The organism is Clostridia bacterium, from assembly GCA_012840125.1.
Taxonomy (GTDB): domain Bacteria; phylum Bacillota; class DULZ01; order DULZ01; family DULZ01; genus DULZ01.
The window spans coordinates 56,717-75,367 of sequence record DULZ01000044.1 but is presented as its reverse complement, the minus strand read 5'-3'; the positions used below and the strand labels follow the sequence as shown (position 1 = coordinate 75,367).

Sequence of the window (18,651 nt, the reverse complement as noted above, 5' to 3'; positions counted from 1 at the left end):
TTTGGCAAAACAGTAGACAAGGAAGGAGATTTTGGATACAATACAAGCAAGTGTGCTCGAGATGAGACAAGGAGAGGAGAGATAAAGATGAGCAAATTCCATCCAACCAAAATTTTCTTACCCGAAAAGGACATGCCTACCCGCTGGTATAATGTGCAGGCTGATATGCCGAATAAACCGGCCCCGCCTCTAAACCCGGTTACCCAGGAACCGGCCGGCCCGCAGGATTTGGCGGCGATTTTCCCCGAAGAGTTGATTAAACAAGAAGTATCCACCGAACGTTGGATTGACATTCCTGAAGAAGTGCAGGAATTGTACCGGTTGTGGAGACCTTCGCCTTTGTACCGGGCTTTCCAATTGGAAAAAGCCCTGGACACGCCTGCCAAGATTTATTACAAGTATGAAGGGGTAAGCCCGGCGGGCAGCCACAAGCTGAACACCTCCATCCCGCAGGCTTACTATAACAAGAAGGCCGGCATTAAACGGCTCACCACGGAAACGGGAGCGGGCCAGTGGGGTACGGCTTTGAGCTTGGCATGCAATTATTTCGGTTTGGAATGCCGGGTGTTCATGGTGAAAATCTCCTCCCAGCAGAAGCCTTATCGCAAGTCCTTAATGGAGGTTTTCGGCGCTACCGTCATTCCCAGCCCCAGCAATTTGACTGAAGCGGGGCGACAGGTCCTGGCCAAGGACCCGGACAACCCGGGCAGTTTGGGTATTGCTATCAGTGAAGCGGTGGAAGAAGCCGCCGGTCGGGATGATACCAATTACGCCCTGGGCAGCGTGTTGAATCACGTGGTGCTGCACCAGACGATTATCGGCCTGGAAGCCAAAGCACAGCTGGCCCTGGTGGATGCTTATCCTGACGTGGTCATTGCGTGCTGCGGCGGAGGCAGTAATTTTGGCGGGACGGCTTTCCCCTTCGTACCGGATGTCCTGGCCGGTAAAGGGCCGCGGCTGTTGGCCGTGGAACCGGCAGCCTGTCCCACCCTGACCCGCGGGGAGTTTGCTTATGATTACGGGGATACTGCCAAGCTGACTCCGCTGATGAGGATGTATACTCTGGGACATGAATTCATGCCGCCGGGGATTCATGCCGGGGGGCTGCGCTATCACGGGGATTCACCCCTGGTGAGCCAGCTGTACCATGACGGGTTGGTGGAAGCGCTGGCTGTGGTCCAGACCGAGGTCTTCCAAGCAGCTACTTTGTTCGCCAAGACAGAAGGCATCCTACCGGCGCCGGAAAGCGCCCATGCCATTGCCGCCGCCATCCGGGAGGCCAACCGGGCCAAGGAAGCCGGCGAGGACAAGGTTATTCTCTTTACTTTAAGCGGTCACGGCCATTTTGACCTGACGGCTTATGATCACTACCTGTCCGGCGGCATGGAAGACGTGGAGCATAATGAAGAATTCATTAAAGCCAGCCTGGCTTGCTTGCCGGCTATTAAGTAAATAGATGAAAAAAGGCCGTACCTGTGGTGCAGGTAGGGCCTTTTTGCTCGTGTCATGCCACCAGGGTGGCATAAGAGATCAGCTTGTCAATGCCTTCGGCGGCCAGCTCCAGCAGCCTGCCCGGCGGGTCGAGCCGGTGCCGTTCATAGCTGCTCTTCAAGATGGTACTGATGAGCTGGGTGTAGCTGATGTCAATGTATTCCGCCATGGCTACCAGGGAAGCGTTGGCGCCGAGGGCGGGGGTGCCGTTGACATCGATGATATGGATGTTCCCGTGCCTGTCCTCTTTCAAATCGATCCTGACGACATCGGAAGCTTTCAGGGCATCAAAAGCAGCATGAGCCAAACTCACGATCCGGTGCCAGCGCGGGTCGCCCGGTGCTAGAAATTCCCAGGAGTTGTCCAGGGGATTTCTTTTTCTTTCCAAGTCCCTAATTCCCGTTTCCGGAGAAAAAGCCATGGGGGGAAGGACGTACTTGATCTCGTTGCCGATCACCCCAACCGTATATTCGCGTCCGGGCAGGTAGGTTTCAATTATCACCGGCAGGTCGCCCAGTTGCTGGTAAAGCAGTTCGATTTTTCGTTTGAGCTGGCTTTGGTTAAACACTACGGAACTTTCGTCGATACCCAAGCTGGCGCCGCCGCTGGCGGGTTTGACAAACAAGGGAAAGTCCAGCGCAGGCTCTTCCCGGGAAAGCAAAAACCGGCTCGGCGTGCCGGTAATAAACGGGGGTACCGGTAAGCCGAAGGCTGCCAACCGGGTAGAGGTTAAATGCTTGTGACGGCAAAGCTGCATTACTTCCGCCGTGGAATGAGTGGAAGGAATATGGTGCTGTGATAATATTTCCCGTAACAGGCTCTGCCCTGCTCCATTCCATAAAGTTTCAGGCTGTTGGATAAAACCTTCTGCGTAGACAAAGGCCATGACCGGCCGGGGTATGGTTTGGAGATAGGAGGTCAACTGTTCCGGGGATTGCACATTGATGGGCCAGACCCGGTGACCGGCGGCATGGAGGGTTTGATGCAGCAGTTCCACGGTATGAGGACCGGCGCATTCTCCCAACAATCCATGGCGCGAATTTTCTTCGATGCAGTTAAACGCGAACAGCAAGTCTTTCATGCAATTTTATTCCTCCCCCCAGAAAACTGGTAAATATTAGATAGTCATATTGTAATCCTGCTGGCGGGTTTCAGCAAGAAAAAATTCCGGAGCAGGAAATACAGTCTTAAGAAGCGTAATATGTATGGTAGAGGCATATGGGGTTCAAACTAGAAAAATCACAGGAATGCCGAGGTGACCGGCCATGCCCATGCCGTTTGGCTCATCCGATGCCGGAGAGGCAGAGCATAACGGAAGCAGCAGTTGGGTCTTCTTGCAGAGTGTGTTGAACGATGTGGAAGCAGACATTATTACAGGTTGGCTGGAAACCAATGAGGTTCCGACCATGCGCCGGTATCCCGGGTACAGCAGCCTGGCGAAGATTTATACGGGATCTTCCTTCGGTGTGGAAATATACGTTCCCGCCCACCTGGTAGAAAAAGCCTGTGATTTACTATACCAGGCGGGGGAAGAGAATAAAAAATAGTCGATGAAATAATCAAAATTACCTGTTTTAACCTTGTTTGTGAACGCTAGAACATGTTAAAATATTGCATAGAAGTTAACCTTTCTTTGAGTTTGTGTTGCTTTATTTTATCAGAACGGAGACGGTACCGATGAAAAACGCCAGATTGCTTGACAAGCTGGGAGTCCGGTTGGTTTTGTGTCTGGCCATCATTACCATCTGGGTGTCCGTGGTAAGTTTTGTTTGGACTTTCGAGCGGCAAAAAGCCAGGGCGGAAGCCGAACTGATGGACAAGGCCAGGGTGGCTGCGTCCCAGTTTTTGGCTACGCGGGCTTTCGTGGCAGAGAGTTACCAGTATTACTATCCCGGTACCGATCCCAAGAACCTGGCCCAGTTTGAACACTTGGACCCGGCGGCGGCGGAAAAAGGGGTGCGGGAGCTGTTTCGCGGGGATGAGGCCTGGTTTTTTAAAGAAATCTGGCTGCCTAGCAGTGATGACCTCCATGCACCCGATGCATTTGAGCTGGAGCTGTTAGGCCAACTGCGGGCAGGTCAGAATGCCCAAGAGGCCTGGGGCATTGATACCATCGACGGCAGGAGGTATTTCCGGTATTTATTGCCGATCCATATTGAAGAGCCCTGCCTGACTTGTCACAGCAATGACAGCCGCATTGCCTTTTCCCAGGAAGTACCCCGGTATGAACTGGGGGAACTGGCCGGGGCCGTGAGTCTAGGGATACCCATGGTGGTGCTGGAGGAAACCCTGCGTACTGAAACCATCGCCCAAGTGGCCATCACCGGCTCCCTCATCGTGTTAAGTGCCCTGGCTATTTACTGGTTTGTGCGGCAGCTGGTGGAACGCCCGTTGACGAAACTGGCTTGGGCCGCCACGGCCATCGGGGAAGGGCACTTGGATTATCCCTTGCCTAACATTACCATTCCGGTGGAAATTCGCCAGCTGGCGAAGCAATTGGACAGTATGGCCACCCGCCTGAAACGATATTACGATGACCTGGAACACCAGGTGGCCGAGCGAACCGCCGAACTGCGGCATGCCAACGAGATTCTGAAGCAGCAGCAGGAAGAGTTGCGGAAAGCCAACCGCCGTTTGGCGGAAGCGAATAAGTTAAAGTCAGAGTTCCTGGCCAGCGTGAGCCATGAGCTCCGCACACCGCTGACTTCCATTACGGCCTTTGTGGAGCTCCTGTTAGAGGGGGTGGGAGGAGAGTTGACAGACCTGCAAAAAGAATACCTCAACGACGTCCTGCGAGGCAGCCAGCGATTGTTGACTTCCATCAATGCTATTCTGGATATGGCCAAAATCGAAGCGAAAAAGATGGGTTTACTGCCTTCCTGGTTTGCCATGGCAGATGTGATCCGGGATGTGGCCCATCGCATGGAGCCCATCGCCTTAAAAAAGGAAGTCAGGATACTGGTGGAGGAAGAACTTCCCGGTACAGAGGTGTACGCAGACAAGGAGAAAGTAGATCAGGTCCTGGTCAACTTGATCAGCAATGCCGTGAAATTCACTGATGCGGGAGGATTGGTGCGCATCAAAGCTTGCTATAAGGAGCATGAGCAGGAAGTGCTGGTCTGCGTCAGCGACACGGGGATAGGCATTGCTCCCGAACAACAGGAATATATTTTTGAGGCGTTCCGTCAAGTGGACGGTTCGTCTACCCGCAAGCACCCGGGCACAGGATTGGGCCTGGCTATTGCGAAGAGCTTTGTGGAAATGCATGGGGGGAGGATCTGGGTGGAAAGCGATTTAGGTATGGGATCCAATTTTTACTTTACGATACCAAAAATCTTAAAAGAAGCGGGGGTGACAGAAGATGGCAGGTAGCAGAATCTTGGCGGTAGACGATGAACCTGATATTCTAAAGGTGATTGTGCACCGGCTGTCCAGGGAGGGGCACGAAATCATTACCGCCAGCGACGGGGAAGAGGCCATTGAAGTGTTCCGGCGCGAAAAACCCGACCTGGTGATCCTGGATTTGATGCTGCCGAAAGTTGATGGCTTTGAGGTCTGCCGGGTGATGAGAGAAGAATCGGATGTGCCCATTATCATCCTGTCCGCCCGGGGGGACGAGTTAGACCGGCTGCTGGGCTTCAGGATGGGTGGCGATGATTACCTCACCAAGCCATTCAGCCCTTCGGAGCTGGCTCTCCGGGTGCAAGCCATGTTGCGAAGGACCGCCGGGCAAAGGAGCAGTAAAGCGGCAGAACCCAATGTCATTAAATGCAATGGTCTCTTTATCGATTTGCGCGGGCATTTGGTAATGCTCGACGGTAAAGAGGTACAGCTGACGCCGAAAGAGTTTAAGCTGTTGTGGTTGCTCGCATCTCATCCCGACTATGTTTTTACGAGAGAGAACTTGTTGGACCAGATCTGGGACAGCGATTATATAGGTGATGCAGATAACGTCACAGTAATGGTCAGTCGCCTGCGGGAAAAAATCGAGAAAGACCCATCCAATCCGCGCTACATTAAAACCGTCTGGGGGGTAGGTTACAAGTTCGGCGGCGGAGAGGTACAAGTGAGAAATGCGGATTAAAAAATGCCGGAAAAAGAGCCCGCAAGCATGACCGGCCGGAAGTGTTCGGGGGCCGTTGCCTGCTTGCGGGTCTTTCTTTGTCTAAGTAATGGGATGGCAACCAGCATTAGACAATTGTTAGAAAAAAGTTATCAGTCCGCCAGTATTTGCTTAGAATTGCGAATCCTCAAGATGTTAGAATAATTAGAGATAATTAACACTATCACAAGGGGGCAACTATATGATATCATCGACTTTCGGAAAACATGACGAAAAGAAGCAATCTGTTCCCCATGACCTGGAGATACTGCCTGTGACCCTTCCGCCGGTGGTCAGGATACCGTGCCAGCGTCAAGATTTGCCCTGTGAGGTGCTGGTGGAGCCCGGCACGAGAGTTTTACGGGGACAGCCGGTGGCGGTGACCGGAGGGGCAGCGGTTCACAGTCCCGTGAGCGGTAGAGTGAAACAAATTGCGGTGATGGATAACTGTGAAGGTGTGCCGGCCACCACGGTAGTGGTGGAGAATGACGGTTTGGGGGAAAGTGTAGAGTTGTCCAAAATAACAGGTATAAATGGCATGACGGCGGCGGAGATTTATGAACGATTAAATGCAGCGGGGATTGTGATTACTTTTGTGGACGGGACCACTTTTGTGTACGGGCTGCCGTCTCCCGGAGCCGGCATCCATACCCTCCTTCTCCACGGGTGGGTGGGGGCGCTTAACGGGTCCGGTGGGGAAGAGTTGCCTCCTTGGTTTCATGAGGTAATCTCCGGCTTGCGGGTCTTATTCACACTGTACCCGGAGGCTGGGTTAGTCTGGCACAGCCACCCCAGTCCCACCCTTAAGACATTGTTGAGCGAATTCCCTAAAGCCAGGACTTTGCCCGGTGCCGGGAATTCACCCGATATGCCGGTGAAATGGGCGGTGGAAGAAATCGCCGGTCGTCCCCTGGAGCGGGGCGCCTCGCCGCTGGCGGAAGAGATTTTGCCGGTCACTCTGCAGCAAGCCAGGGCAATTCACCGGGCCCTGTTCCTGGGAGAACCGTATATGGAACAGTTGATTTTGGTGGAAGGAAACGGGGTCAGGAGACCGGGCTATTATCAAGTGCCGTTGGGAACTGACCTGGGAGAAGTGCTCATTTCCGCCGAAGTCAAGGAAACGGAGCTGGCCAAGGTGGTGGTAGGCTGCGCTCTCAACGGTACTTCCGTACCCAGGCTTGACTTGCCTGTCGGCAAAGGAGTTTTTTCCATCCTGACTTTCTGTGAAGATGAGGTTTTTCATTACCTGGACCGGGCTTGCATTCACTGCGGCCGGTGCTACCAAGTCTGCCAGGTTAAACTATTGCCCCAGCGAATTGCCGCTTATGCAGCGCGACAAAACTGGGAAGCGGCCAAGGTAGAAGGGGTTTTGTTGTGTAATGAGTGCGGCCGGTGCTCTTATGTTTGCCCTGCCGGGAAACCCTTACTGCAGTTACTGAGACTGGCGAAAAAGATGCTGGTCAGCTAGGAGCGTTGGTCAAGGAGGTGACAAAAATGTCTGTGCTAAAGGCCGAGGAAAAAAGAATCTATCATTTGAGGCTGATTACTTCCCCGCCGCCTCACATTCATGCGGCCATTTCCGTAGACAAGATTGTGTACTGGACTATTGGTTCATTAATGCCGGCGGTGCTCTGGGTGCTGTACCTGTTCGGCTGGCCGGCCCTGCTGGTGCTGTCCCTCTGTGTGGGTACGGCGGTCTTGACGGAGGCAGCTTGCCTGAAACTGAGAAACAAGCCTTTAAGCCTCATGGACGGTACGGCTGTTTTAACAGGGTTGATTCTGGCTTTGACCCTGCCCCCGACGGTGCCTTTTTGGGCAGCGATGCTGGGTGCTGTCTTTGCCATTACCATTGGCAAGCAGGTCTTCGGTGGAACCGGGTGCAACCCATTTAATCCGGCGGTGGTAGGCCGTGTTTTCCTGGCTGTTTCCTTCCCGGAACAGGTTAGCAATTGGACCCTGCCTTTCTCCGGCGGTACGGGAGTGCCAAGCCCGATGGATTTGTGGAAAGCCGGGGAAGCGTTACCCGGTTATCAATCCCTGCTTCTGGGAAGTACGGGTAGTTTCATGGCGGAATTCGCCGTGGTGGCGCTGGTTTTGGGAGGCCTGGTACTGGTGGCCAAGGGTTACGTGGATTGGAGAATCCCCCTCGGTATGCTGGCCGCGGTGGGCATTTTCATGCTCCTGGTGGGCGAAGATCCCCTGTGGCATTTGCTGGTAGGGGGATTAATCCTGGGAGCTTTTTACCTGGCCGGGGACCCGGTTACCAACCCGATTACCCCTTGGGGCAGGTTGGTGTTTGGGATAGGTGTGGGTTTGTTTACGGTTGTGATGCGATACTACGGGCAGAATCCCGATGCCCTTTTTTACGCTGTCTTGCTCATGAACGGTTTAACGCCCATGCTCAATCGTTTCTTGCGGGCTAAAAGGAGGGGAGCCGCCATATGAAAAATGCCATCAAGTTGATTTTGACTCTCGGTCTCATTGCAGCGATTTCCGGTGGCGGATTAGGAGCGTTTTACAGTTTTACCATGCCCATCGTGGAAGCCAGGCAGATGGAGGAAATGATCAGTAAAGGCTTTAAGGAAGTGCTGCCTGCGGCCCAGCGTTTCCAAGCGGTGGAAGCGCAGGGGGAGCTGCCGGCCGGGGTCACCCAAGTCTATGAAGGGTTGGATGAAAACAACCGCAGGATCGGTATTGCGTATGAGGCCGTGGGAACGGGCTACGGCGGGGAGATGAAAATAGCCGTCGGCATCGATCTCAGCACTAACTCCCTGGCCGGCATCAAAGTGTTGAGCCACGGGGAGACGCCGGGCTTGGGTTCCCGCATTGAAACCGATGAAGCCTTTTTGAGCCAGTTTCCAGGGAAACCGGTGGGGGATCCCTTTGCCGTAGGCCAAGACGTGGACGGCATTACCGGGGCTACCGTTTCCTCGGTAGCGGTGACGGCTACGGTGGGCACTACGGTGCAGCAGGTGCTGGCCTATGTAGGAGAGGAGTAAGGAGGGATAAAGATGCAACATCATTTTGATGATATCCTGCGGGGCCTGTTCCGGGAAAACCCGACCTTTAGGATGTTGATCGGGATGTGTCCCCCGCTGGCGGTGACCACTTCTGCGGAAAGCGGTTTGATCATGGGGTTGGCTACGACGGCGGTTTTAATCTGCTCCAGCACCATCATCTCGGCTTTGAAAAAGCTAATTCCCAGCCAGATTCGCATCCCCGCCTATATCGTGATTATCGCTACTTTTGTGACCATTGTGGATCTGTTATTAAAAGCCATGCTGCCGGAGATTTATAAAATTCTAGGCATATTTGTGCCTCTCATCGTCGTGAACTGCATTATCCTGGGGCGAGCCGAAGCCTTTGCCTCCAAAATGCCCATTTCCCGGGCTGTTACCGATGCCGTCGGCACTGGTTTAGGCTTTACCTGGGCTTTGACTTTCATCGGCTGCGTCAGGGAACTGCTGGGTGCCGGCACTCTGTTTGGTTTTCAAATCATGGGGGAAAGCTTTATACCGTGGAAGATCATGCAGATGCCTCCCGGGGCTTTCCTGACCATGGGCCTCATCGTCTTTGTCCTCAACTTTGTGGAAATGCGCCGGGCGCGTCAATTCCAGCAGGCCGCTAGGCATCAAATTAGGCTGGTCGGGAAGGAGGCCGCGAAATCATGAAAGAGTTGCTGCTCTTGCTGGTAGGATCCGCCCTGGTCAACAACTTTGTGCTGGCGCGTTTCCTGGGCATCTGTCCTTTCCTGGGCATGACCCGGAAACTGGATGCCGCCTGGGGCATGGGGTTGGCCGCGTCATTTGTACTTGTGGTGTCCGCCATGGCTTCTTGGCTGGTCTACGAATACATCCTGGATCCCTTGGGCCTGGAGTTTATGAAAATCGTGGTATTCATTTTGATGATTGCTTGTTTAGTGCAGCTGCTGGAGATGATGCTGAAAAAGTTTTTCCCGCAGTTGTATCAAGCCATGGGTATTTATTTGGCCTTGATTACCACTAACTGTGCCATCCTCGGCATTGCGTTAATTGTGGCCGGAAGCACGTACACTTTCTTGGAAACCACGGTCTTTGCCATTGGAGCGGGTGCAGGTTTCACATTTGCCCTGGTGATGATGGCGGGTATCAGGGAAGAACTGGAATTTGCGGACGTGCCGCCGGCCTTTAAAGGGACCAGCTTGGCCCTAATCATCGCCGGTATCATGTCGATGGCTTTTCTGGGCTTTTCCGGGTTAGTGCCTATGTGAGCCTGATAGTAAAAAAGGAAAGGGGGAACAACAATGCTAAAGGAAGTCTTGGTTTCCGCCGGTGTAATGGGTGGACTGGGGGTTGTGTTTGCGGCAGGGTTGGCCTGGGCGGCAGGTAAGTTCAAGGTGGACAGCGATCCCAAAGTGGAGCTGCTGGCTTCCTTCTTGCCGGGCGCCAACTGCGGCAGCTGCGGCTGCAGCGGCTGTTCCGGTTATACTGAAGCCCTGGCGGCGGGAGCGGCCTCGGTGGATGCTTGCCGGGTGGTTGATGCCGAGGCGAAAAAAGAAATCTGTGCCATTCTGGGGGTAGAAGCTTCCGGAACCCGGAAAAAACAAGTGGTGAAGGTACGCTGCCGGGGTGATTACAAGCTGGCCAGGTGGTTGGCTCAATACGAGGGGATCAAGGACTGCCGGGCCGCGTCCCTGATCGGGTCCAGTCCCAAGGGGTGCCATGAAGGCTGCCTGGGCTTGGGGACCTGCACCACCGTGTGCGTTTTCGGTGCCATCACCCTGGGCGAAGATCACCTGCCGGTGGTGGATAAAGAAAAGTGCACCGGCTGCGGTGCTTGTGCGGCAGCTTGTCCTCGTAGAGTTTTGGCTGTAATGGACTATGATGTGCCTTTAGTAGTTCGCTGCAATTCCCATGATAAAGGAAAGATGGTCAGGGAGTACTGCCAGGTCGGTTGTTTGGCATGCCGGGCCTGCGTGAAGGCCTGCGAGCAGCAAGCCGTGTCCATGGTGAACAACCTGGCACAGGTAGATGTGACGAAATGCATCGCTTGCGGTGCTTGTGCCGCTAAATGCCCGTCCGGTTGTATCGAACTGACGAAAACCGTATCCCCGGAACAAAAACTGCTGGCTTAATGCCTAACCGCATGATGAAAGGGGAAGGACATGGGAGGGAAAAAACTGGCCCGGGCGAGCCTGTGGTGCTTGGTGCTTCTTGGGGCCGTGGTTTGGCCGGGCTGCACTAAAGAGCCACCTCCCCGACTGGAACAGTTGGAGACCTTCAGCATGGATACCTATTTCCGCTTAACCACCCCCGGCTTGACCGGTGCGCAAAAAGAAGCCGTGATCAATGAGCTGGCGGAGATGGACCGGTTGTTCAACCGTTTTTCCCCTGACAGCGACATCAGCCGCATTAATGCCCAGGCCGGTCAACAGGTTCCCGTGAGCGATAAGACCATGGATTTATTGATACAAGCCCGGGACTTGGCCGCCAGGACGGGAGGTTATTTTGATCCCACCATCGGTCCCTTGGCGGAGCTGTGGCAGATCGGGCCTGCCTCAAAACCGGAGGCGCAGGAGAACTGGCAACCCCCCGGGCAGGCGGAGGTGGCCCAAGCCTGCCGGTTAGTGGATTACCGGGAGCTTAAGCTCGATCCGGCCCGCGGGCTGGTGCAGCTGGCCCAGCCCGGGATGAAGTTGGATGTGGGAGGTATCGCCAAAGGCTATGCTGTGGACCTGATTGCTGCCCTTGTGAAAAGCTGGGGGATCGAAAACGCCTTGATCGATTTCGGTGGTGATTATTACGTCCTGGGCCGGCATCCGGAAGGCCGGCCCTGGAAACTGGGCATCCGCCACCCGCGGGACCCGTCCCGGGCAATAGCCGTGGTGACGGTACAGGACCGGGCGGTCACCACTTCCGGTGATTACCAGCGTTATCGCTTTTACGAAGGACAGCGTTTTTCTCATTTATTGCATCCCTTTACCGGTTATCCGGCCCGGGAGTTAACCAGTGTGACGATCCTGGCGCCCAGCGGGGTGCTGGCGGATGGGCTGGCCACAGCCGTCTTTATCCTGGGGCCGGAAGCAGGCATGGCCCTGGTGGAGAACTGGCCCGGCGTGGATTGTGTCATGATTGACCGGGACTTGAATGTACAAGTGAGCAGCGGCGTGAAAGATTCCATATCCTTTCCTGAGTAGGTGTTCTGCTATGAAAGAATTGTCCCTAACCAAACCTGCCGCCCTCGGGTTAAGAGGGGCCCAGCCGGTGGCCCGTTTGGGGGTGCTGCTGGCACTGGCTCTTATACTGCAGGCGGTGGAGGGGATGTTGCCCCCGTTAGGATTACCCGGTGTGAAGCTGGGGCTGGCCAATACCGCGGCGCTCTTGGCGTTGGAGCTCTGGGGTTGGAGGCCGGCTTTTGTTTTGGTGGTGTGCCGCCAGGTCCTGGGGGGCATCCTGACAGGCAAATTATTATCCATAGGATTCTACCTGGGCTTGACCGGGGGATTGGCCAGTATCCTGGTCATGTATGCCTGGCAGGCGTTCCGCCAAGACAAGGGGGACCTGGTGACGACCAGTATGGCCGGTGCCGTCGCCCATAACTGGGGGCAGCTGCTGGCGGCACGTTTTCTTTTGAGTCATGGGGCCCTGGCCTGGTATTTACCGATGCTCACCCTGGCAGCCGTGCCCTGCGGTGCCCTGGTAGCAGGCCTGAGTCGTCCCCTGATCAAGCTTTTCGAGGGAAGATCCGTTTCCTTTTGCCGCCCCGACTGGAAGGCTGTGAGCCTCTTGGCATGTTGCCTGGTCTTAAGCGTTGCTGTTCCGTTCACTGGGCCAGGCGCGAAAGGCGCTGCCGCTGGTATGGCGGAAGTCAAAGTGGGCGGGGAAAGGATTCTAAAGGTTTCCCTGGAGGAGGACGGGGTGTATCCGGTACAAGGCCGGGGCCACACCTATACCGTGGAGGTGCGGGAAGGTAAAATCCGCATCCAGGCTGCGGGCTGCCCTGATCAAGCCTGTGTCAGGACCGGGTTTATCAGCCGGCCGGGACAATCCATCGTCTGTGTGCCGGGACAACTGGTGATCACCTTGACCGGCCAGGCAGGCGGGGAAATGGACGGAATGCTGCCTTAAGCATCAATAAATATGGTATTATCTTGCAGCTTGTTGACAAACTGCTCCTTTGCGTTCGGTGTTAATCGCCGGCTGCAAGGAGCCCTATTTGGGGATGACCTCGGTGGCTCTCGGACGCCTCCCATTCGATTCTTTCGGCGCTCAGAGGTTGGCGTTTTCTCTCGAGCTCCCTCGCTCCCCAGCCCTGGGATTAACACCGAACACCCTTTTGTCTACAGTCTGATTTTCTTGCCCATAATATTGCGAAAAACTAATAAAAATCCTGGGCAATATAACCGGTTAGATTGCTAAAAGATAATTAAATTCATGAGATATGCAACAAAATTCCTAAGAACTATTGCTGTAGTATATTAAATGTCATTGTCTATTATTTTTTGAAAGAAAAAGACAAGAAAACCGCCAGTGAGAAGACAGGATAATCCCCCTGCATTGCAATCATTTCTTGCTAAACTCTAGGTAAGAGAATACAAAGGGGGGTTAAAATTATGGATATTGCCTTAATCATGGCGGGGCTGGCCGCGTTGGAATGCCGGTGTGAGAAGAAAGGGCTGCTGGCTTGGTTACTGGTGAGCTGCGGCGGGCTAATCATCTCTTTGATGTTGGGGTTAATGGTGTGTTGTTTGCTGTAAAAAAAGCCCCGCGAAAAATTTTTCAGGAAGAAAGAGAAATATTTCACTAAATATAGCCATAAAAGAGAAATTATTCACAATTTCTGCCTGGTGCAAAACTGAGCTTGAAAGTAGAGGTTGATACCGTATGAATAGAAGAAAATTCCTGAAAATGGCCGGTCTCGGCGCTGCCGCTTTAGCCTTGTTCCCCGCAGGCAAAGCGCAAGCAGGTATTGGCTCCGGTCACGGGTCGTCACCTGCGCTAAGCCCGGAGGCCAAAGGCATGTTAATTGATATTACCAAGTGTATCGGCTGCGGTATGTGCTACATGGCATGCCAGCAGCAGAACGGGCTGTCCGGTACGCAAAATGAAGTATTGGACGCCGAGACCTGGGTGGCCGTAAAGTCTTATGAAGTAGATATAAAGGGCAGCAAGGAAAAACGTTTTGTCAGGCATCAATGTTTCCACTGCCATGATCCCGCTTGCGTCTCCGCTTGCCTGGTGGGGGCTTTGATTAAAACACCGGAAGGACCGGTGGTTTACGACGGGGGCAAGTGCATGGGGTGCAGGTACTGCATGGTGGCTTGTCCTTTTAATGTGCCGAAATACCAATGGGACAGCCCGTTTCCCGTGATCCGGAAATGCATTTTCTGTGCGGATAAGGTTAAAGCAGGGGAACCAACGGCTTGTGCCTCCGCTTGTCCCACTAAAGCCACTTTGTTCGGCACCAGGGAAGAGCTGGTGGCGGAAGCAAAAGCTCGCCTGCAAGCCGAACCTGATAAGTATGTACCTCATATTTACGGCCTGGCAGAAGTGGGAGGAACATCTTTCATGTTCCTGTCAGATGTACCCTTTGAACAGTTGGGCTTCCCGTCCAATGTGGGAACCCGGCCCCTGCCCGAATACACCCAGATGGCTCTATCCAAGATTCCCGCCGTGGTGGTGGGGGGTGCGCTGGTCTTGGGAACAGCTTACCAGTTGACTAAGGATCGGGGTGATAAGCAATGAAGCGGAAGTGGACTTTCAAAATGACACCTACCAGGGGAGTATTGATCGCCATAGTCCTCCTCGGTTTAGTATCCAGTTACGTGCGCTTTTTTAAAGGATTAGGGGCGGCAACCAATCTCACGGACCAGTATCCCTGGGGATTGTGGATTGCTTTCGACGTGATTTGTGGAGTGGCCCTGGCTGCCGGCGCCTTTACTACGGCGGCAGCGGTTTACATCTTTAATAAGAAGAAATTTGCTCCCCTTTTAAGACCGGCCATTTTAACGGGCTTCATCGGTTATGTGCTGGTGGCGATGGGACTGGTCTTTGACTTGGGTAAATACTACAACATCTGGCATCCCATCGTTATGTGGCAGCCCCGGTCCGTGATGTTTGAGGTTGCCTGGTGTGTCATGCTGTATTTAACGGTGCTGGCGCTGGAGTTCAGCCCGGTGGTGTTCGAAAGATTCCGCCGGCAAAAGGCGATCAGGGTTTTGCACCGCATTACTATTCCGCTGGTTGGTGCCGGTATCATTCTTTCTACTTTGCACCAGTCTTCCTTGGGCTCCCTGTTTCTCCTGGTACCGTCTAAACTCCATCCCCTGTGGTGGACCCCGATCCTGCCCATCATGTTTTTCCTGAGCGCCCTGGCGGTGGGGATCGGGATGGTTATCGTGGAAACAAGCTTAGCCACCCGTGCTTTTGGGCTCAAGTCGGAGACTCCGATCTTGGCTGATTTTGCCAAAGGGTTACCGGTCATCTTAGGCATTTACTTCCTAGTGAAAGTGACGGACTTGTACGTGCGGGGCCAGCTTGGCACCGTCTTCACCACTTCCTTGGAAAGCAACATGTGGCTGCTGGAAATGGTCGTCGGTGTGATTGCTCCCGGCATCATGGCTTCTATTCCCGCTGTACGGCGTAACAGCCAGGGGCTTGCGACAATTGGTGCACTTGTGGTGGGCGGCGTGATGCTGAACCGGTTCAACGTGGCTCTAATTGGGATGGCGGGCGCAGCCGGCGGGTCCTATTTTCCCAGCTGGATGGAGATCAGCGTGACGGCGATGCTGGTTGCCGCGGGGGTACTGGTATACACTTTTATTGCCGAAAATTTCAACCTTTTTGCCGGGCATGAGCATGCCGGGGCGGAGGAAGCCGGGAAAAACGCTCAAGCGGCGTAAAATGTTTCCAGCTAGGCAGGGATCGATCCCCTGCCTTGTTTTTTTGCAAAAATTGCTGGGCTAAATCCCGGCGCCTGGCTCAAACTATTGTACAGGAGGTGTTGAATCAATGCAGCAACAACACGTTCACTGCAGCGTCAGCAACTGTCACTATTGGAGCCAGGGAAATAAGTGTTCAGCCAACGAGATCCTGGTGACCACCGACCGGTTGGGAGATTCCCTGCCTGAGCGATTTGACGCCACGCAGGCGAAAAACGTAACACCTACCCCCGTCAACAGCTGCATGGAAACCTGCTGTAAATCTTTCGTGGAAAAAGGCTCTAAGAACATCAATGTTGACGGTATTACCCGCATCTAATTCCGGGTAAAGCACAGGGGACGGCTGCATGTCCCCTGTGCTTTTTTACCGGCAGGGCTGGTAGACGGTGGGTACGCCGGCGGCTTCGGCGATTTCCTTGGATAGGGCCATGAGATCTTCTTTGCCTACCTCTTTGAGGGATTTCTTTCCCAAAGCCTGCAGGCCGGCCCGTATTTCGTCGGCGGTAGCCGTGAGGAATCGATATAATGATTGGGCTCCTTCTTCGATGTTGAATTTCCGGGCATATTTACCGGTCTCCCAGGCGATCTGGGTAGGGGGTTCCGAGGGAATGGTCTTCACGGTTTGGACGTCGCTGGTGGCGAAGATCGCCGCACTGCCCATGTACACGGCATCGGCGCCCAGGGCAACGGCTTTTAAGACGTGGCCGGGAGTGCGGATGCCCCCGGAGATTACCAGATCCACGTCTTTTCTCCTTCCCGTTCTTTCCAGGTAGTTCTGGGCCCTGATGAGGGCAAAAAGAGTTGGTACCCCGAAATCATCCTGCAGGATCGGGTGGGAACCTTTGGTGGCCGCTTCGGCGCCGTCCAGGCAGATGACATCGACACCGGCGGCCAGGGCCACGTCCAGGTCTTTTTCCAAATACTTGCCGGCCCCCAGTTTCACCCCGATGGGGATGCCGTCGGTAGTTTTTCGCAGTTCCTTGATGGTGCGAATTAAATCCTGGGCTGAATTGATACCGGGTATGCGGGCGTGGGCCGTCACGGATTGATGGCTGCTGATGCCGAAACGGCGGCGCAAGGCAGGGGTCATGTCCTTGCCGGAGATGGTGTGGGCGGTGCCCCCGGTGGCCCCCTGGCCGAACTGCAGTTCCAGCATGTCTGCCTGCCGTACAATTTCCGGGTCTTTGTTCCAATTCCCCCGGTTATATTGTAAAATTAACTGTTGAGCAGCTTTTCTTTCGCTGGGTAAGAAGGGTCCTTCTCCCGTGTTGGTGGCAGTACCGGCCATAGTCGCCCCCAGGGCGAGGGCGATTTTAAAAGGTTCACTTAAAGCGATGCCGTAAGCCATGGCGGAGACCATGACCGGCATGGATAGGCGCAAGGGCCGGGCCGCTTTTTTGCCGATGACGGTGGTTAAATCGATGAGCTTCAGATCCGCCGTCGGCATGGTATGGAGTTGGGCCATGTTAAACATCAAGTCATCGAAAGACGGGAATTTTTTAGGAGTTCCTAAAGGCCGGTCGATGGCTTTGCCTGACTGGGCCCTTAGGCTGTTTTCCACGATGGTTTGCGGGGTAAAGCGGCGGGTGGCTGATACCAATTCCCACATGTTTTCATCGTATTTCTCCGTTAAGATGAGCCGGGTGGCTTTTTTGATGTTGTCTTTTACCATCTTTTCGGCCAGGTATTTGATGCCGAAATACCCGCCGATGACGGGGATGCCCCAAGCCAAATAGGGCCAGTATTTCCGGAATTGGTCAGACAATGTATCCACCTCGATCTCAACGGTCCACAAGACCGGTGTGCTTATACTAGTTTGAGTCTGTTGGGGAAAAATATTCGGAGCGGGAACATTGATAATGGTGCCGGCGCCGGGTATCAGGCGTCCTTAATTAACAAGTTGGGAGGCTGGTTATGTACATAGGTTATTTTGATTGTTTTGCCGGGATCAGCGGGGATATGGTGCTGGGCGCGTTAATCGATGCCGGCTTACCTTTAGATACTCTCAAAGATGATTTGCGCCTTTTGGGCATCGACGGTTATGAAATCAAAGCGGAAACGGTGTTGAAGCATGGTGTCTCCGGCACCAAGGTGACCGTGGTGACCGGGGAGGAAAAGGCTCACCGGCACCTGGCCGACATTGAGGACATTATCCTCAAGAGCCGGCTGCCGGAACCGGTGAAAGAAAAGAGCATCGCCATCTTCCGGAGATTGGCCGGGGCGGAAGCCAGGATCCACGGCACCACGCCGGATAAAATTCATTTTCATGAAGTGGGCGCGGTGGATGCCATTGTGGACATTGTCGGGGCCGCCTGCGGCCTGTGGCGGTTGGGGATTGAGGAGGTGTACGCGTCCCCGGTTAGGACCGGTACCGGTTTGGTGCAATGCGCCCACGGTGTCTTGCCCGTACCGGCCCCGGCCACCCTGGAACTGCTGCAAGGGGTGCCCGTTTACGGCGGGGACATTGCCAAAGAGCTGGCGACTCCCACCGGCGCCGCCATTCTTACTGCTTACTGCCGTGGTTACGGCAGCTTGCCCCCTATGGAGATTTGCCGGGTGGGTTACGGTGCCGGGGGCTGGGAACTGGCCATTCCCAACTTGCTGCGGCTGGTGATCGGTGTGAAAGCGGGTCAAACCACGGCCAGGGGCGAAGACCGGCTCCTTAAAGAACCGGCCCTCATGTTGGAAGTGAACATTGATGACATGAACCCGGAAATCTATGATCACCTGTTCCGGCTGCTGTATGAACATGGAGCCATGGATGTATCCCTGGTGCCCCTGCAGGTGAAAAAAAACCGGCCGGCAGTGATGTTGAAAGTCTTGTGTGCGCCGGAACGCTTGCAGCTCATGCAGCAGGTTGTCTTGCGGGAAACCACTTCCATCGGTCTCAGGGTTTACCCGGTGGAAAAATACATGCTGCCCTATGAGACTATACCCGTCACCGGCGCCTGGGGCCCGGAGACTGTACGGGTTAAAGTAGCCCGCCTGGGAGAAGAGGTGTACAATATTGCACCGGAATATGAGGACTGCCGCTTCATTGCCGCAAAATACGCCCGGCCTCTCAAGGAAATCTACGACTTGGCCAGGCAGGCGGGGGCTGAAGCATTGTCGAAATAACTGTATACAAGATGCAATAAAT

19 protein-coding genes are annotated in these 18,651 nt (G+C 54.4%); 17 read left to right on the top strand and 2 right to left on the bottom strand.

Annotated elements, in window-relative coordinates; translation table 11 throughout:
* Positions 1-87 precede the first annotated feature (87 nt).
* Entirely contained in the window at positions 88-1,452 is a 1,365-nt protein-coding gene (locus tag GXX34_05560) for a TrpB-like pyridoxal phosphate-dependent enzyme (GenBank protein HHW06987.1), read from the top strand.
* A 52-nt stretch (positions 1,453-1,504) separates the two neighbouring features.
* On the opposite strand, the gene GXX34_05555 is transcribed toward GXX34_05560, so the two are convergent.
* Positions 1,505-2,572 (bottom strand): hypothetical protein, encoded by a 1,068-nt coding sequence (locus tag GXX34_05555; GenBank protein HHW06986.1) that lies wholly within the window; start codon positions 2,570-2,572, stop codon positions 1,505-1,507.
* A 253-nt stretch (positions 2,573-2,825) separates the two neighbouring features.
* On the opposite strand from GXX34_05555, the gene GXX34_05550 reads away from it, so the two are divergent.
* The 15 genes from GXX34_05550 (at position 2,826) to GXX34_05480 (ending at position 15,831) form a co-directional block, all read left to right on the top strand.
* A complete protein-coding gene (locus tag GXX34_05550; GenBank protein HHW06985.1) occupies positions 2,826-3,038 on the top strand; it encodes a hypothetical protein in 213 nt (70 codons plus the stop codon).
* Between the two features lie 130 nt (positions 3,039-3,168).
* Positions 3,169-4,863 (top strand): DUF3365 domain-containing protein, encoded by a 1,695-nt coding sequence (locus GXX34_05545; GenBank protein ID HHW06984.1) that lies wholly within the window; start codon positions 3,169-3,171, stop codon positions 4,861-4,863.
* Positions 4,853-5,575 (top strand): response regulator transcription factor, encoded by a 723-nt coding sequence (locus GXX34_05540; protein HHW06983.1) that lies wholly within the window; start codon positions 4,853-4,855, stop codon positions 5,573-5,575. The genes GXX34_05545 and GXX34_05540 overlap by 11 nt, the downstream gene beginning before the upstream one ends.
* Before the next feature lie 220 nt (positions 5,576-5,795).
* Positions 5,796-7,061, top strand: a complete 1,266-nt coding sequence (locus GXX34_05535) for a 4Fe-4S dicluster domain-containing protein (GenBank protein ID HHW06982.1) — start codon at positions 5,796-5,798, stop codon at positions 7,059-7,061.
* A gap of 26 nt (positions 7,062-7,087) precedes the next feature.
* The gene (locus GXX34_05530; protein ID HHW06981.1) at positions 7,088-8,038 is read left to right on the top strand and encodes an RnfABCDGE type electron transport complex subunit D; all 951 of its coding nucleotides are present in this window, start codon (positions 7,088-7,090) and stop codon (positions 8,036-8,038) included.
* Entirely contained in the window at positions 8,035-8,592 is a 558-nt protein-coding gene (locus tag GXX34_05525) for an FMN-binding protein (GenBank protein ID HHW06980.1), read from the top strand. Before GXX34_05530 ends, GXX34_05525 begins: the two co-directional genes overlap by 4 nt.
* Before the next feature lie 12 nt (positions 8,593-8,604).
* Positions 8,605-9,264, top strand: a complete 660-nt coding sequence (locus GXX34_05520) for an electron transport complex subunit E (protein ID HHW06979.1) — start codon at positions 8,605-8,607, stop codon at positions 9,262-9,264.
* The gene (locus GXX34_05515; GenBank protein ID HHW06978.1) at positions 9,261-9,842 is read left to right on the top strand and encodes an RnfABCDGE type electron transport complex subunit A; all 582 of its coding nucleotides are present in this window, start codon (positions 9,261-9,263) and stop codon (positions 9,840-9,842) included. The genes GXX34_05520 and GXX34_05515 overlap by 4 nt, the downstream gene beginning before the upstream one ends.
* Positions 9,843-9,875: 33 nt before the next feature.
* Complete coding sequence (locus GXX34_05510; GenBank protein ID HHW06977.1) at positions 9,876-10,706, top strand: RnfABCDGE type electron transport complex subunit B; 831 nt, start codon at positions 9,876-9,878, stop codon at positions 10,704-10,706.
* A gap of 30 nt (positions 10,707-10,736) precedes the next feature.
* Entirely contained in the window at positions 10,737-11,768 is a 1,032-nt protein-coding gene (locus GXX34_05505; GenBank protein HHW06976.1) for an FAD:protein FMN transferase, read from the top strand.
* 10 nt (positions 11,769-11,778) lie between these two features.
* Positions 11,779-12,699, top strand: a complete 921-nt coding sequence (locus GXX34_05500; GenBank protein HHW06975.1) for a hypothetical protein — start codon at positions 11,779-11,781, stop codon at positions 12,697-12,699.
* 485 nt (positions 12,700-13,184) lie between these two features.
* On the top strand, positions 13,185-13,328 hold the full coding sequence (locus GXX34_05495) for a hypothetical protein (GenBank protein HHW06974.1): 144 nt from the start codon (positions 13,185-13,187) through the stop codon (positions 13,326-13,328).
* Positions 13,329-13,455: 127 nt separating this feature from the next.
* Complete coding sequence (locus tag GXX34_05490) at positions 13,456-14,316, top strand: 4Fe-4S dicluster domain-containing protein (protein HHW06973.1); 861 nt, start codon at positions 13,456-13,458, stop codon at positions 14,314-14,316.
* On the top strand, positions 14,313-15,473 hold the full coding sequence (hybB, locus tag GXX34_05485) for a Ni/Fe-hydrogenase cytochrome b subunit (GenBank protein HHW06972.1): 1,161 nt from the start codon (positions 14,313-14,315) through the stop codon (positions 15,471-15,473). The genes GXX34_05490 and hybB overlap by 4 nt, the downstream gene beginning before the upstream one ends.
* A 109-nt stretch (positions 15,474-15,582) precedes the next feature.
* The gene (locus GXX34_05480; GenBank protein HHW06971.1) at positions 15,583-15,831 is read left to right on the top strand and encodes a DUF1540 domain-containing protein; all 249 of its coding nucleotides are present in this window, start codon (positions 15,583-15,585) and stop codon (positions 15,829-15,831) included.
* Between the two features lie 45 nt (positions 15,832-15,876).
* Here GXX34_05480 and GXX34_05475 read toward each other — a convergent pair whose 3' ends face one another.
* Entirely contained in the window at positions 15,877-17,277 is a 1,401-nt protein-coding gene (locus tag GXX34_05475; GenBank protein HHW06970.1) for an FMN-binding glutamate synthase family protein, read from the bottom strand.
* 149 nt (positions 17,278-17,426) lie between these two features.
* Here GXX34_05475 and larC point away from each other — a divergent pair, with 149 nt between their 5' ends.
* A complete protein-coding gene (gene larC, locus GXX34_05470) occupies positions 17,427-18,629 on the top strand; it encodes a nickel pincer cofactor biosynthesis protein LarC (protein HHW06969.1) in 1,203 nt (400 codons plus the stop codon).
* Positions 18,630-18,651 lie beyond the last annotated feature (22 nt).

Coding starts and splice junctions, on each gene's coding strand:
- GXX34_05540 (HHW06983.1), top strand. CDS start 4,853: ATGGCAGGTAGCAGAATCTTGGCGGTAGACGATGAACCTGATATTCTA.
- GXX34_05520 (HHW06979.1), top strand. CDS start 8,605: ATGCAACATCATTTTGATGATATCCTGCGGGGCCTGTTCCGGGAAAAC.
- GXX34_05555 (HHW06986.1), bottom strand. CDS start 2,572: ATGAAAGACTTGCTGTTCGCGTTTAACTGCATCGAAGAAAATTCGCGC.
- GXX34_05510 (HHW06977.1), top strand. CDS start 9,876: ATGCTAAAGGAAGTCTTGGTTTCCGCCGGTGTAATGGGTGGACTGGGG.
- GXX34_05495 (HHW06974.1), top strand. CDS start 13,185: ATGGATATTGCCTTAATCATGGCGGGGCTGGCCGCGTTGGAATGCCGG.
- larC (HHW06969.1), top strand. CDS start 17,427: ATGTACATAGGTTATTTTGATTGTTTTGCCGGGATCAGCGGGGATATG.
- GXX34_05490 (HHW06973.1), top strand. CDS start 13,456: ATGAATAGAAGAAAATTCCTGAAAATGGCCGGTCTCGGCGCTGCCGCT.
- GXX34_05525 (HHW06980.1), top strand. CDS start 8,035: ATGAAAAATGCCATCAAGTTGATTTTGACTCTCGGTCTCATTGCAGCG.
- GXX34_05535 (HHW06982.1), top strand. CDS start 5,796: ATGATATCATCGACTTTCGGAAAACATGACGAAAAGAAGCAATCTGTT.
- GXX34_05515 (HHW06978.1), top strand. CDS start 9,261: ATGAAAGAGTTGCTGCTCTTGCTGGTAGGATCCGCCCTGGTCAACAAC.
- GXX34_05500 (HHW06975.1), top strand. CDS start 11,779: ATGAAAGAATTGTCCCTAACCAAACCTGCCGCCCTCGGGTTAAGAGGG.
- GXX34_05480 (HHW06971.1), top strand. CDS start 15,583: ATGCAGCAACAACACGTTCACTGCAGCGTCAGCAACTGTCACTATTGG.
- GXX34_05560 (HHW06987.1), top strand. CDS start 88: ATGAGCAAATTCCATCCAACCAAAATTTTCTTACCCGAAAAGGACATG.
- GXX34_05530 (HHW06981.1), top strand. CDS start 7,088: ATGTCTGTGCTAAAGGCCGAGGAAAAAAGAATCTATCATTTGAGGCTG.
- GXX34_05505 (HHW06976.1), top strand. CDS start 10,737: ATGGGAGGGAAAAAACTGGCCCGGGCGAGCCTGTGGTGCTTGGTGCTT.
- GXX34_05545 (HHW06984.1), top strand. CDS start 3,169: ATGAAAAACGCCAGATTGCTTGACAAGCTGGGAGTCCGGTTGGTTTTG.
- hybB (HHW06972.1), top strand. CDS start 14,313: ATGAAGCGGAAGTGGACTTTCAAAATGACACCTACCAGGGGAGTATTG.